Consider the following 14488-nt stretch of genomic DNA (forward strand, 5'->3'; position numbering starts at 1 on the left):
GAATACACTTATTTAGTGTGCCGGACGTAGTTATTTTCTTAGCCTTAACAAGCCTCTAATGCGGGCTTATCTATGTGACTCAACACGTCCATAGCAAACTGCTGTGACTTAACTGGTTTTCCAAAGTAAAAACCTTGCCCCATACCTTTGCCCATCGCCTGTAAGCAGTCCCGTTGTGACTGGTTTTCTATGCCTTCAACGATAAATTTTATATCCAATGTCTGTGCCAGTTGCACCACGGCTTTACAGAGTTTTTTGCCTTGGGGAGTATCTAAGCGCTGGGCAAAGCCTGCGTCAATTTTTAAGGCATCAATAGGCAGGCTATTGAGTCGACTTAAAGAAGATAGACCGGCACCAAAGTCATCAATGGCGATATTGACCTTCATGGCTTTTAACTGAGTTAATACATTAGAGATATGTATAGGTCTACGAATTAATGCACCTTCAGTGATCTCTATAACCAGTGCTTCAGCTGGCAGTTGAGTACTAAGTAATATGTTACTAATCAGCTTAATAAAGTCAGGGTGTTCTAACTGAGAGCTTGAAATATTGACACTAATTTTAAGATTTTTGTCGAATTGTGTGTGCCACTGTTTCATTTGCAGGCAAGCTTGCTTTAACGCCCATTGGCCCACGTTGACCATAAGACCCGCTTCTTCTAGTAATGGAATAAAATCCTTTGCTTCAATGACATTACCGTTACTTTGAGTCCAGCGTAATAGTGCCTCTACCGCCATGATCTCGTCCGACTCTAAATCGACAACGCTTTGGTAGACTAAGCTAAATTGACCAAGGCTTTGTGCGTGGCGTAAATCATTTAGAGTATGCAGCTTTTGTTCAGCTGCTTGGCGTATCGTCGCATTATAGAAGCGGATATGATTAGGGCTGTTTTTGGCTGAATACATGGCCGTATCAGCCATGCTCAGTAGTTGGTTTGGGTCATCACTTTGTTGAGGGAATAGCGAGATCCCTATGCTGGTACCGAGATAAAACTTCTGACCGTTAATTTCAAATGGTGCTTCAAACAGCGATAAAATTAGATCGGAAAATTCACTGATCTCTTGTTCACTGCTGCAGCGCGGCAAAATGAGAGTGAACTCATCACCGCCTAAGCGAGCAATTTCAGCATCTTCAATACAACAAGCTTCTAGTCGAGCAGCGACTAACTGTAAGACCTTGTCCCCGGTTGAATGACCAAAACTATCATTGATGTTTTTAAAGCCATTGAGGTCGAGAAACATCAAGGCACCTATGGCATCAGGGTATTGCCTGATGTTGTTGATAGCCTTGTTGAGCAGTTTGATTAAGTGAAAGCGATTCGGTAAGCCAGTTAACTTGTCGTACATGGCTTGCTGCGTTAGTTTGGCTTCAAGCGCCTTTTTCTCACTAATATCACTAAATAAATTGACGTAAAACACCTGATCATCGGCATATATGCGTCGGCAGCTTTGCCATGCTGGAAAGGTCGAACCGTCTGAGCGGCACTTCCACACTTCACCTTGCCAGCTTCTTCTATTCTTAGCTAAAGGAGCGAGCGTATTTTCTTGATCTGCGACATCCAATTTAAGGTCTGCTGGGTTTCTTCCTAAAAGGTGTTCTGCACTAAAACCACAAATCCGACACATGGCTTTATTGACTGCTAAGATCTGTCCTTGCTCATTTGTGATGTAAACAGCTTCTGCACTATCTTCCAGCGTAATCGACATCAGCTCTTTTGGCAGTGTTTCAAAGCCATTACCCGTTTGTTCTCGAGTACGTTTACGCCTATCCATAGGCTCAAACGACACTAAGATCACCCGATTGCTATCGATTTCAGCAGGAAAAAAGGTCACAGAGGTTGGCAACTCTTTGCCTTGTTGGCTCATATGCAGCCAATTAAAAGACACTCTTTCGCCTTTACTGGCTTTATTAAGCATTTGTTGGCCGTATTCGACACTGCTTTTACCCGAAGATTGAATCCGTGGTGAAAAGTCAAAAGGAGTCGCGTGGATAAAGTTTTGTTCTAGGCTTTCAAAATACTTGAGCGTGTTTGAGTTGGCTGCAACAAAGTGTTGCCCTTGAATAATGGCCAAAGCGGTTGAGTCAGGATCATCGAGCCAGAGCTCGAATTGCTTGGTTAATGAGGGATCTGTGCTTGATACACGTGAGTATAGTTTTGACCAAGTTAATATACTCATACGCTCTTCCCTTTTGGCATGACACTATTCAGCTTTTAATGACTAAAATATTGAGATTAAAATCATCAATTTGATTGTTTTTAATTACTAGCGTCAAAAATACCTTTATTTGACGCTTTGTACAAATAAGATGTAACAAAACTTAATCTAGAGAACATTTCGTTAAAAAGTTAGACGATAAGTCAGTGTCTAATGATTCGTTTTTACTGAGTGGCTATGGTCTTTTTAGTGGCGTAAATCAATAAGCCTTAATTATTTAAATTAATCATATTTGTTGCGAATTGAATGATAAAATAGACCCTGGTTTAGCTTGTTTATAGGGAAGATACGATATGGAAATTGTAAAACTTAGGTGTACCTTGTTCGGTATTGCTTGGTTGAGTTTTGCTAGCACAGCAAATGATGAGGCTTTGACTCGGGCAAACTCCCTTAGTGAACAGGCGCAAAAAATCACTTTAGAGGTAGAGCAAGAGCAATTGCAAAAAGCGCGCGATGCCGCCAAGCAAACCCAAGAACGTGAACAAAAGGTGTTGAAAAGGCAGGAGTCGGGTGATTGGGAAAGTGAGCAGATTGAAAAAGCCCAACAGCAATTTAAGCAGCGTGAATCGCGCGAAGAAAAGTATTTGCGTGAAGCCCGAGAAGCCGCCAATAAGCAGCACAAAATCCCGCAACCTATTAAACCGTAATTAAGATCAACTGAGTTAAATTAGGAATATCCTTTGAGTATTTGCCCTTTATGCCAGCAACCCAATTTATTGGCATTTTATAAAGATAAGTTAAGAGAATATCAACGCTGTAGTCATTGCCAGTTAGTGTCTGTGCCAGCGAATTACTATCTTAATGCCACAGATGAAAAAGCCATCTATGACAAACACCAAAACAACAGTGACGACTTAGGTTATCGCAAGTTTTTGTCACGGGCGCTGGGTCCCATTCTTGAACGCGTAACACAAGAGGCGCAGGGCTTGGATTTCGGTTGTGGACCAGGGCCAACCATTAGCGTTATGGCGGCAGAAAAAGGCATAAGGATTGAAAACTATGACTTGTATTACTGCAATGAGCCAAATAAGTTGGATAACCAATATGATTTTGTTATTTGTACCGAAGTTATCGAACATGTTGCGGATGCAAAATCATTACTAGAAACCTTTGCGAGATTGCTTAAACCCGGCGGGTTGTTGTCAATTATGACTAAGCGTGCAGGCGATCTAGAAGCGTTTAGAAACTGGCATTACAAAGGCGACCCGACTCATATCAACTTTTACTCAACGGCAACTTTCGAGTGGATAGCTGGGCACTTTGACTGGACGCTTGAAGTCATTGGTAATGATGTGGTGTTATTTACTCGAAATTAAGCGATGAATATTAATCTGCTAGCGGTATGTACATTCGTTTAATTAGCAGGCTAATGTACATGCAACAAAGTGAACAAAGGAATGATCGATATGAAAATAACAAGATGGTCTTCAATCTACTCTGTATTTATTTGCCTAGGCGTGATGTTGTTAACTTCTGTTCAGGCGGTTGCTGCAGAGTCTATTCGCTTTTTGAGCAAAGCTGAGGCCGCTGACATATTGACTCAAAAAGATGACTTTGTTGCAGGCGTTAGCCAGTTTGATATGGCTTCTCGTATGAAGCGTGCAGATAATCCAAGTAAAAGTGAATACTTAGATTTTATCGCGAGTCATACTTTAGATTGGACTGCTGAGGAACGCGCTGCGGTCACTAAAGCCTACTTGCAAATTGAGCCTAAATTGATGGCGCTGAAGGTGACATTACCTCAGCCAATTCAGTTTATTAAAACCACAGGGTTAGAAGAGGGCGGTGCTGCATACACTCGAGGTCAGGCAATTATTTTACAGCACAAACAAATTGCGAATAGAGAGGGGCTTCCAGGGCTAATTGCTCACGAATTACTGCATATCTTTTCACGCTTTAACCCAGAGGTGAAACAAAAGCTTTATCAAGCGATAGGCTTTTATCCGCTGGGAGAAATCGCATTCCCTACTCGCTTATTGCAGCAAAAAATTACCAATCCCGATGCGCCGATTAATGACTTTGCTATTCGTGTGGATCACAAAGGAGATAAGGTTTGGGCTGTGCCTATCCTGTATTCCGCAGAGCCGCGTTACAGTCTTGAAAAAGGCGGTGAGTTTTTTGACTATCTTGAGTTTAACTTTGTCATTGTAGGGCGTGATGAACAGCCGAGCTTATCTGCTTATGATCCCGATAATGCGGAAATAGTTAAAGTGTCAGATTTACAGGGCTTCTTTAAGCAGATAGGTCGTAATACTAACTATATTATTCATCCAGAAGAGATTATTGCCGAAAACTTCTCGTTTTTGATGACGGGCGAAACCGAGCTTAAATCGCCAAAGCTATTACATAAAATCGAGCAGGTTTTTCTGGCCCAGTAAATCATGATATTGATTATTCTTCTTTGCTGAAGCCTATTATCACACCGTAATTAAGCCTACTTAGGTAGGCTTTTCTCTGCCTATTCCATGCTCACTTTATCCGCCTCTAAACTTAGGTTAAGGCTCAAGGTTTACCTTGAGTTACAAATCTTTGCTGCTGTTAATTTGATTTTCGTCACTATTTGCTTTTTGATAGATGCTGATTTCATAGCGGCAAATCGCTATGACTAAGAATAATCAATCGCTGAACAATCTATTAAGGGTATGTTTTGACTGTTTTAGGCGATTGACGACAAAAGTGCTCAAACAAGGAGCGAATAATGAAGCGCTACACAAAAGCATTGTTTTTGAGCTTGGGAATGCTACTGGCAACGCCAATGGCTCAAGCGACAGAAGCGAAAGATATTCAGAGTTTTACTCTGGATAACGGCATGAAAATTATGGTGTTAGAGGACAGTTCTATCCCTAATGCCAACATGTACCTATTTTGGAAAGTCGGCTCCCGTAATGAAGTGCCTGGGATCACCGGTATTTCGCATTTTTTCGAACATATGATGTTCAACGGTTCTAAAAAATACGGCCCTAAGATGTTCGACCGCACTATGGAAGCGGCTGGTGGTGCTAACAATGCCTACACCACAGAAAACCTCACGGTTTATACCGATTGGTTCCCCGCCAATGCGATTGAAACCATTTTTGACCTTGAAGCTGACCGCATAGAAAACCTCGATATTAGTGAGCAGATGGTAGAGAGCGAGCGCGGTGTCGTGGCATCGGAGCGCTTAACCGGGCTGGAGAACTCAAACTGGCGGGTGATCCAAGAAGAGCTCAAAGGCGCAGCCTTTAGAGCGCATCCATATAGCTGGTCGGTTATCGGGCATGAGTCAGATATCGCTGCGTGGACCTTAGACGACTTAACCCAATACCATAAAACCTATTACGCGCCGAATAATGCTGTAGTGGTGATTGCCGGTGACGTTAAGCTGGCTGAAGTAAAAAGACTGGCGAATAAGTACTTTGCGCCTATCCCTGCCCAAGCACCGCCAAGAGAAGTCAAAACCGTTGAGCCGCTACAAAAAGGTGAGCGCCGGGTATTTGTACAAAAAGCCTCAGTTAGCACGCCGAACGTGATGCTGGGCTACCATGTACCAGCTACATCAAATAGTGACTATTATGCGCTGGATCTATTAGCCTCAATCTTAACCACAGGTAATAGCTCGCGTATGTATCAAGCCTTAGTCGACAAGCAAGTGGCGATTGAAATTGATACCTATATGCCGATGTCGTTTGATCCTAATCTATTTTACGTTATGGGGGTTGCAAACCCTAGTGTCACCGCGGCAGAGCTAGAAGATGCCATGATTAGCGAGATTAACCGTGTGGCATTGGAAGGTGTGACTGTAGCTGAGCTTGAAAAGGTCAAAAACATCAAGCTAATGGGCTTTTACCGCGCCATGGAAACCATTAACGGCAAAGCCAATACCATAGGTACTTATGAGCTGTTTTTTGGTAGTTATGACAAACTATTTAACGCACCAGACGCCTACAACAAAGTGACACCAGAAGATATTCAGCGTGTTGCCCAAACTTACCTAAAACGTTCAAATCGCACCGTTGCTGTGCTGGCTGCAACCGAGGAGACTGACTAATGAAAACTCAGATCACAAGGTTGATGCAACCCAACAAACTGTTCACCGCTATGGCGATTGCAGGCACTTTAGCGCTATCAGCTTGTACTGCTACTCAAGCGCCAACAACCGTCGATACTGGCAGTTTTAGCGTGCCAGCTTACCAGCAAGTGACCCTATCTAACGGTTTAACTGTGTATATGATGCCGCAGCGTGAAGTGCCGCTGATCACCATCGATGCCACGGTGCGTGTTGGGGCGGTAAACGATACTACCTCAGGTGTCGCTGAAATGACTGCTGCAGGATTAATGTTAGGCGCAGCGGGCAAGTCTAAGCGAGATATCGAGCAAGAGGTCGACTTTTTAGGTGCCAGCTTAAACAGTGGCGCAGGCAAAGAGGGCAGTTTTGTTAGCAGTAAATTTATGGCCAAAGACGCCGATAAAATGTTACCGCTAATTAAAGACATGCTAGTAGAGCCAGACTTTGATACCAAGGAGTTTGATAAGCTGCGCCAGCGTGAAATAGCCGGCTTAGCGCAAGCGAAAGAGAGCCCGCGAGCGGTGATCAGTCGTTATTACGACAAGCTGATATTTGGTGACCATCCTTACGCGAATGCGACCTCGGGTAACAGCGATTCACTAGCAGAGCTGACGGTGAATCAGTTACGCGCCTTCCATAAAAGCTATTATCAACCGTCGAATACCGCCATCAGCGTGGTTGGTGATTTTGAGCCAGCGCAGATGCAGGCTAAGTTAGAAAAGCTGTTTGCTAATTGGCAGAACTCAGAGCCAGTAGCACTCATCGATTTGTCCAAGGGCTTACCTAAGCTAGATGCAGCCGAAGTGCTGTTAGTCGACAAGCCTGATGCCATTGAAACTACATTTTTAATCGGTGGTATGGGCATTAGCCGTGACAATCCTGACTATGTTGGTCTAACCGTGATCAATACGGTGTTGGGTGGTCGCTTCACCTCATGGCTTAATGATGAGCTACGAGTCAATGCCGGTTTAACCTATGGCGCACGTTCAGGTTTCACCCCTTACTCAGCTTCTGGTACTTTTAGAATCAGTACCTTTACTCAAACGGCCACCACTAAAGAAACCATAGATTTAGCCTTAAAAACCTATGCTAGGCTGTGGGAGAAAGGCTTAGATCAAGCAACACTGGATTCTGCTAAGGCTTATGTAAAAGGTCAGTTCCCGCCTAAGTATGAAACCAGCGGTCAGCTTGCAGGCTTAATGTCTGACATGTACCTGTATGGTTTTGACGACGCTTTTATTAATGAGTTTCAAGCTAAGGTAGACGGTTTAACGCTAGCGGAATCTAAGCGCTTAATCGACACTTACTTCCCGCAGAAAAACCTGCAATTTGTCATCATAGGTAATGCGGCGAAAATCGCGCCGATTGCCAAAGAGCATGGCAAGGTTAAGCAAGTGAAGATGACTGATGTCGGCTTTGGTGGCTAACCACCTTTAGAGCTGAAACAGCGTCAATTAACCCAGCAACAAGCCGCGATTATCGCGGCTTGTTTATGTCTGGAACATTTATGCCAAAAGCCCATGGATGGGCAGCTTTTGGCGTTGTGTCTGGAACATTTATGCCAAAAGCCCATGGATGGGCAGCTTTTGGCGTTGTGTCTGCAACATTTATGGCAAAAACCCATGGATGGATAGCTTTTGGCGTTATGTCTGGAACATTTATGGCTTTATCTTTTTAGCTAACGCTTACATGCCAGCGTAATCTAGCTGACGCCAAGCTTCATAGCTGATAATAGCGACCGCATTCGACAGGTTTAAGCTGCGGCTGGTAGACATCATCGGGATGCGCAGACGCTGCTCTGTCGGAATCGAGTCAATAATGTCAGCAGGTAAACCACGGCTTTCAGGGCCAAATAGCAACACATCGTCTTGCTTAAAAGTCAGCTCTGAGTGCGGACGGCTGCCCTTAGTGGTGCAGGCCATAATGCGCTTACCCGCCATTGCTTCAAGGAATGCCTCAAAGTTTTTATGATGGGTGACATTAGCCAAATCAGCGTAGTCTAAGCCAGCACGGCGCAGCTTTTTATCTTCTAAGTCAAAGCCTAATGGCTCAATTAAATGCAGATGGCAGCCATTGTTAGCAATTAAGCGAATGATATTACCGGTATTTGGAGCTATCTCGGGTTCGTAAAGCGCGATATTAAACATGCAGGCCTGCCTAAAAATTGGTGAGCCGAGATTATACGGCAAAAAGGTCGACGCGGAAAATAGCCACTCATTTATCTCTTGTTAATGTCTACGGACCCTAAGGACCTGCAGATAGGGTGATGATGCGTGAAGCGAGTCGTGATTATCACGCTTGGTAATATACCGCACCGCTAATTAGGTCTATATTCCAGTTTATGAATACACCGCGCTATTAGACCGCTTATGGATCTCGCTAAACTCTCCCGTATCAGCATGAAACACCTGATCACCTTGCATGTCATGCTCGACACCTTGAGCGTGACCGCCAGTGCTGAGCGTTTGTGTTTAAGTCCATCATCGGTGAGTAAAACCTTAAGCCAATTAAGACAGAGCTTAGATGATGAGCTATTTTATCGGCATGGAAACAAGCTGGTGGCTACGCCGTTAGCACGTAGACTTGGGCCAAGCGTGCACCAAATCATCAATGATATGAACCAGCTGGTGACTCAAGAAGCCTTTAACCCTGCAGATTATGAAGGGCGCTTTTCACTGGCGATGCGTGAGAGTACTTTCGAGTTGTTGGCCGCCAAGTTCATTGCCTATGTGCTGACATTAGCACCGAATATTCGCTTAGATATTTTTGCCAAAGACAGTGTTGGTTTTGAGGGCTTAGTGAAAGGCAGTTTAGATTTTATCTTGCTACCCCATGATAAAAGCCAGCCGCCTATTTCTCAGCATGAATTGGTGTGGCAAACCTTAATTGACGACGAGATGGTGTGCTTAATGAATCCGACGCATCCGCTAGCGCAACAAGCACAGATCTCTATCGATGATTACCTGAGTTTTAGCCATATTGGTATCAGCGATTCAGACCTAAATACGCCATTTTTTGAGATGCAATTAGCCCAGCAAGCCCGTAATCGCGCTGTACCTTTATCGGTGGCAGACTTTGGTAGTGCAGCGCTAATGTGTCATCACAGCGAGCTGTTATTTACTTGCTCGCGGCGCTGGGCTGAAACCGCGCTGCAAGCACAAGGCTTGCTGACTAAAGCGATGCCGCTAGATTATGGTGAAGTGGCATATAGTTTAGTGTGGCATAAGCAGAGCATGAATGATCCTGCACTGCGCTGGCTGCAACAACAGTTAGTTGAGTTTACGCGCCAAGCGTTTTAGTAAGTTAAAACAAAAGTAACCGCTAAATTGGTTTTGAATTAATGAAGTTTTCCAGAGGATTTGTCATTGAGTATTCATATTCGTAAAGAACAAGCGACTGACATACAAGCTATTGATGCGGTAACGGTTGCTGCATTTCTTGACGCGCCGCACACCGATCATACCGAGCAATTTATTGTCAAAGCGCTGCGCAAGGCCGGGGTGTTATCTATATCGCTTGTAGCAGAAGGCGGTGATGCCATTGTAGGGCATGTAGCAATTTCTCCAGTAACGATTACTGATGGGGCTGAGCATTGGTATGGTCTCGGCCCAATATCGGTATTGCCAACAGAGCAGGGCAAAGGTATTGGTAAAGCATTAATGCAGGCCGCGATTGAGGAGCTCAATGCTCTTAATGCGGCTGGTTGTGTGGTACTTGGTGAGCCAAGTTATTATGGCCGTTTTGGTTTTAAAGCTACAGCTGAACTCGTGTTAGCCGGTGTGCCAGCGGAGTATTTTCAAGCGCTGAAATTGCAAGGTGACCTGCCAGCGGGTGAAGTGCATTACCATGAAGGTTTTGCTGCGCAAAGCTAGTTTGATTTAGCGGTCGATAAATTACTGAAAGTGAATGAATTAGCCGTTGTAGTGAATAACTCTGATTTTGCAGGCTGCAACGCTAATGGGCAGAGCTAACTCTCTTTAAGTAGCCTTTGAGTAGTTTTTAAACGTAAACGAATAAAAGTTTGACATGGGTCACGTTTTCTTGCTAGTTTGAACTTAGCGGTTTAGGTCGGAGAGTTCATTGATATAACGAGGACTCAATCGACTGGGAGTTCGACATTAGCTAGCTCCGCTGGCTGAGCCGGATTCGACAGAGCTGAGGCATTGTTATTAGAAGCTTCGACCGGACTACTTTTCAATCCGACTCTTGCGTACATTTTCGGATACCCATTGAGTTACCCACGGGTAACTTTGATAAGCCTAAGAAGTTGAGTTTTACTTAGGCTGTAAAACAAAAAAGCATCCCAAATGGGGTGCTTTTTTTTGTTTCGCTGTTTGGGTTAGGAAATAGGCTTGATGGTTTTGAAAGGTTTGACTTGCATAGGTCAAGGTGCGACTTTGATTTAAAGCTGGATGCTTTAATAGTATTACGTATTGCTCTATGTGGTACTTATTTATCAACAAGGAGGTTAGATGAAGTATTTATTAATAATGGTATTGCTCGCTTTTTCGTCGAACATTAACGCGTGTGAAAATATTAAAACTGCTTATGGTGAGTTTATAAAGCAGAGCTTTTCCATGAATAAGAGTTTTGTTTTATTTGTTGATGATGAACTCAAAGTAAAGCTGACTAATTCAATTGAATACATTGATGGAACATTACTTCATATCGATGAAAATATTGAGTTTGTTGCTGAAGATTTTAAGTATGAAGAAGACAATACCGAGTCCTTTTTGGAGATTGATTTCACATGCGAAAATGTTGATGTTATTGATGAAAATGTCATCATAAAGTCAGTTGTAGATGACAAGAGTTACACTTCTTACTTTTTATATCAAAACGAAATACTCGTCCCGCTAAAGACTAGCATTGAGGCCGAAGTGAGTGTGCTATTTATGAGTTGGGATATAAATAGCATTGCGGAGTATAGAGGCTTTAGGCTGCTATAGAGGCTTACTGGCAAAGAAGTGGTTGCTAGAATCAAGGTCGTGAGCTTCTAGCTCACACACGGGCAAGGGGGCTGCTGGTCCTTATCAAGAACATCCATGTGAAGCATCATCCATGTTGGTTCCACTGCACTATTTTAGATAAAGAGGCACCTACGTACTTCGGCAACTCTGATGGGGAATTGGTTTTTTCTGCAGGGTTACTGTTACTAGATGGCATTGAAAACCATTTTCGATTAATAATGGTTGGCTATAACACGGATATGTTAGGAGCTAAGTTTGACAGTTTTTAAAATAGTCACTTGTCAGGTCAATAAAAATCAACAGCAAGATTTTTCAACGAGTCAGCTTTCATGGCGTCAGCTTAGTCAATGTGAAGGTTTTGGTGGACAGTTTGGTGGCTGGAGCCAAACTGATGAACAAGCGATTGTTGTTGGAGTTTGGCAATCACAAGAGCATGTTACGGCTTTTATGGAGTCTGTTCACGATAAGATATTTTTGAAAAGTGGGCAGCGTGATACATATACAAAATGCGATGTGGAGTACTTTGAAAAGTTTATCGATATACCTTCATCTTGTGATAAGTGTGAAATTGAAAGTGATAGTGTATTTCGAATTGCATATTGCCGTGGTGTACAAGATATTGAGCGCTTCGTAGCTGACCAGCATGATGTTTGGAATGTTCATATGGGGCAAGCTGACGGTATGCTTGGTGGTTGCGTTATGCGTAGTATAAAGCAGCGCAACGACTTTGTTGTTTTGACTCATTGGTCGTCTCGTGGGCATCATGAAAACTACCGCAATGCTATTGCTCCCAAATTGAAATTGCAGCTGTCACTCGATGAGTATATTAAAAGTCTTTCTGGTTGCGTTATCTTGCAAGAGGCTGCTTGGATAGTTACCCCAAATAAGATGTTTACCAGCGCTGCTGCACTAGGTGATTTTCTACAAAGCGACGGGTGTTAGTATTATCAGACTGCGTCTAACAATTGTTAGCAATCAAACTTCGTTTGATAAAAGTCGTGGAATTCCATCCCACACCCGGGCAAGGAGGACTGCTCGTCCTATCCTCCTTGCATCCACCATGACGCCCCTAACGAAGTTGTCACCCTCGTACTTATTCGAAATAACCTAACGCTTCCGATGGGGCATCCTGCCCCGCGAAAGCTATGCCCACATCCGTGTGGGCATCACGGTTATTTCTTCAACGTACTTCGGCAACTCCGATGGGGATTTGGTGCTCCCTGTGGGTTCTACTATTTTGTTGTGAGAATTTATGAATATATTGATTTAAAACAGATTTGTATTTGTCTGCTTCGTGATTAAATAGAATGAATGCAGTTGATCTTAATAACCGATAGAAGCAGTTTGGTTGCTGGGAATTTTATGGAAATTGACAAATACGCTAGTAGATATAGTGAGTGGAAAGAGCTGTATAGCTGGGATTCATGCAAAACTAACCGTAAAGAATATGGAAAGTTTCTTTGTTCATTTCTAACTAATGCAGATGATAGTTTAGTTGTTAATATGAACGGGTCGTGGGGAACGGGCAAAACTGAGCTATTGAGGCGACTGTATGTTGAATTAGCCGAACAAAAGCACTCAGTTGTTTATATAGACGCTTGGGAAAGTGATTTCTCAAATGATGCCTTAGCAGTGGTTTGTTGTGAATTGCTTACTCAGCTTGATCATGTATCCGATAAAAGAAATAGTAAGGCCAAAAAAGCGATAGTATCTTTAAAAAAGGGTATCAATACTTGCTTAAAGTTCACTCATGGAGTTGCTGTAGCAACAGGCGAGTTAACTACCGCAACAGCCTCTGAGGGAGCAAGTTTAGCTTTAAACTCTATTACAGAAGTTAATGGAGGATCAGTTTCAGAATCAAATATGTTATTGGTCGACAAAGTTCAACAGAATCAGGTTGAGCGGGTGCAGGCTATGAAAGAGATAAAAAAGCAAATCTCGTTTCTTGCTGAATTAATGCATGAGGTGTTTGGTTTAAAGAAACAGATTGTTGTGTTGGTTGATGAGTTGGATCGATGTAGACCCAGTTATGCAGTCGAAATGCTTGAGGTTATTAAGCACTTTTTTGAGACCAAAGGCTGTGTTTTTTTAGTTGCTACAGATACAGACGCTTTGCAACATTCTATCAGTGCCATTTACGGTGTTAATTTCAAATCAGAAGCTTATTTAAAACGATTTTTTGATCGAAAAGTTGCGTTACCGGATGTCTCTATACTTGATTATTTAAAGTGTCAAAACATCAATTTTGATAAGTATGTAGATGGTGGTATTGAATTCTCGTCTTATCATTATGACCTTACTAAGCATATAGAAACTTTTAGTTTGCTCTTTGCTCAACATAGTATGAGCTTAAGGGATATAGATCAGGCTTTGCAGAAGTTTTTTGCAAGCCTCAACTATGTTGTATTAACAAGAAATCAGAGGATTATTATTAATGCCGTTGTTCTGATGAATGGAATTGTAGAGGATATGATTAATAGTGATGAGTTTGTAAACCGAAAATCCATTATGACGGGTGAGCTTCCTCGCGTTTTTTCAGGCTTAGATGGTGTTATTAATTTTCACTTATCCTTAGTCATGAAGAGAAATACAAAAGTCATATATTTAGGAGGTGGTGGGAGAAGTACGCTTACTGAACCAAAGTTAGTTCTTAGCATACAATGCCATGATAAATTTGTTAATGAGCTAGGCTTTGTAAATAATGATAGGTTTTTTATCGGAGCAATGATTTCTGCTGAACAAGAGGAGTCTGTAAAGTACTGGCTTTGGGAGGACTATAGAAAAATGATTGAGTTATCAGGTCATATCCAATAACCACAAAGCTTAACTGTTTCTGCTTTTCTAACCTAGTGTAGATGCGGCTTAGGCCTTTGATGGCATGGATGCCATCGTAGAGCTTACACGGACGTACTTGCAGCGCGCCTAAGAAGTGTCTGCACATACGCCGGCTGCAAGCCATTGGAACCATAAATGTATGAAGTTGGTTTGATGATTCAAGTGATGAAGAACCCAAAGGTTTATCGCTGTAGATTTTAGCCACTCAAAATATACGATATTAGCTAAAGTTGTCGCTTTTCTAAATTAGTGTAGATGCGGCCGTGACCGTCCATGACATGGACGTCATGGCCGAGCTTCCAAGGATGGACTTGCTGCGTGTCACGGCAGCGTCTGCACATACGCCGGCTGCAAGCCATTGGAACCATAAATGTATGAAGTTGGTTTGATGATTCAAGTGATGAAGAACCCAAAGGTTTATC

14 protein-coding genes are annotated in these 14488 nt (G+C 42.8%); 11 read left to right on the top strand and 3 right to left on the bottom strand.

Annotated elements, in window-relative coordinates; all coding sequences use genetic code 11:
• Nucleotides 1-44: 44 nt before the first annotated feature.
• The gene (locus L2748_RS18640; RefSeq protein ID WP_276516242.1) at nucleotides 45-2177 is read right to left on the bottom strand and encodes a sensor domain-containing protein; all 2133 of its coding nucleotides are present in this window, start codon (nucleotides 2175-2177) and stop codon (nucleotides 45-47) included.
• A gap of 332 nt (nucleotides 2178-2509) precedes the next feature.
• Between L2748_RS18640 and L2748_RS18645 the strand changes: the two genes are divergently transcribed.
• The 6 genes from L2748_RS18645 to L2748_RS18670 all read left to right on the top strand — a co-directional run bounded on the left by L2748_RS18645 (nucleotide 2510) and on the right by L2748_RS18670 (nucleotide 7939).
• Nucleotides 2510-2863 carry a hypothetical protein gene (locus L2748_RS18645; RefSeq protein WP_246616041.1) on the top strand — a complete coding sequence of 118 codons (354 nt, stop codon included), beginning with the start codon at nucleotides 2510-2512 and terminating at the stop codon, nucleotides 2861-2863.
• Between the two features lie 33 nt (nucleotides 2864-2896).
• Complete coding sequence (locus L2748_RS18650; RefSeq protein ID WP_220778224.1) at nucleotides 2897-3532, top strand: class I SAM-dependent methyltransferase; 636 nt, start codon at nucleotides 2897-2899, stop codon at nucleotides 3530-3532.
• Between the two features lie 90 nt (nucleotides 3533-3622).
• Nucleotides 3623-4594: a hypothetical protein gene (locus L2748_RS18655; RefSeq protein ID WP_220778223.1), complete on the top strand. Its 972-nt coding sequence runs from the start codon at nucleotides 3623-3625 to the stop codon at nucleotides 4592-4594.
• Nucleotides 4595-4914: 320 nt separating this feature from the next.
• Nucleotides 4915-6243 carry a M16 family metallopeptidase gene (locus L2748_RS18660; RefSeq protein ID WP_220778222.1) on the top strand — a complete coding sequence of 443 codons (1329 nt, stop codon included), beginning with the start codon at nucleotides 4915-4917 and terminating at the stop codon, nucleotides 6241-6243.
• Nucleotides 6243-7688 carry a M16 family metallopeptidase gene (locus L2748_RS18665; protein WP_220778221.1) on the top strand — a complete coding sequence of 482 codons (1446 nt, stop codon included), beginning with the start codon at nucleotides 6243-6245 and terminating at the stop codon, nucleotides 7686-7688. The genes L2748_RS18660 and L2748_RS18665 overlap by 1 nt, the downstream gene beginning before the upstream one ends.
• Nucleotides 7689-7753: 65 nt before the next feature.
• The gene (locus L2748_RS18670) at nucleotides 7754-7939 is read left to right on the top strand and encodes a hypothetical protein (protein WP_248957725.1); all 186 of its coding nucleotides are present in this window, start codon (nucleotides 7754-7756) and stop codon (nucleotides 7937-7939) included.
• A 7-nt stretch (nucleotides 7940-7946) separates the two neighbouring features.
• Here L2748_RS18670 and trmL read toward each other — a convergent pair whose 3' ends face one another.
• Nucleotides 7947-8408, bottom strand: a complete 462-nt coding sequence (trmL, locus tag L2748_RS18675; protein ID WP_220778219.1) for a tRNA (uridine(34)/cytosine(34)/5-carboxymethylaminomethyluridine(34)-2'-O)-methyltransferase TrmL — start codon at nucleotides 8406-8408, stop codon at nucleotides 7947-7949.
• Between the two features lie 222 nt (nucleotides 8409-8630).
• Between trmL and L2748_RS18680 the strand changes: the two genes are divergently transcribed.
• The 5 genes from L2748_RS18680 (at nucleotide 8631) to L2748_RS18700 (ending at nucleotide 14045) form a co-directional block, all read left to right on the top strand.
• The gene (locus L2748_RS18680; protein WP_220778218.1) at nucleotides 8631-9560 is read left to right on the top strand and encodes a LysR family transcriptional regulator; all 930 of its coding nucleotides are present in this window, start codon (nucleotides 8631-8633) and stop codon (nucleotides 9558-9560) included.
• A 66-nt stretch (nucleotides 9561-9626) separates the two neighbouring features.
• The gene (locus tag L2748_RS18685; RefSeq protein WP_220778217.1) at nucleotides 9627-10133 is read left to right on the top strand and encodes a GNAT family N-acetyltransferase; all 507 of its coding nucleotides are present in this window, start codon (nucleotides 9627-9629) and stop codon (nucleotides 10131-10133) included.
• 600 nt (nucleotides 10134-10733) lie between these two features.
• Complete coding sequence (locus L2748_RS18690) at nucleotides 10734-11210, top strand: hypothetical protein (RefSeq protein WP_220778216.1); 477 nt, start codon at nucleotides 10734-10736, stop codon at nucleotides 11208-11210.
• Between the two features lie 276 nt (nucleotides 11211-11486).
• Nucleotides 11487-12173, top strand: coding sequence for a DUF4937 domain-containing protein (locus L2748_RS18695; RefSeq protein ID WP_220778215.1), 687 nt, complete (start codon nucleotides 11487-11489; stop codon nucleotides 12171-12173).
• Nucleotides 12174-12593: 420 nt separating this feature from the next.
• Nucleotides 12594-14045: a KAP family P-loop NTPase fold protein gene (locus L2748_RS18700; RefSeq protein ID WP_220778214.1), complete on the top strand. Its 1452-nt coding sequence runs from the start codon at nucleotides 12594-12596 to the stop codon at nucleotides 14043-14045.
• A 245-nt stretch (nucleotides 14046-14290) separates the two neighbouring features.
• Here L2748_RS18700 and L2748_RS18705 read toward each other — a convergent pair.
• Nucleotides 14291-14488 (bottom strand): hypothetical protein (locus L2748_RS18705; RefSeq protein ID WP_248957726.1); only part of this gene is annotated, 198 nt, incomplete at its 5' end.

The organism is Shewanella sairae, from assembly GCF_023283535.1.
In the GTDB taxonomy this organism is placed as follows: domain Bacteria; phylum Pseudomonadota; class Gammaproteobacteria; order Enterobacterales; family Shewanellaceae; genus Shewanella; species Shewanella sairae.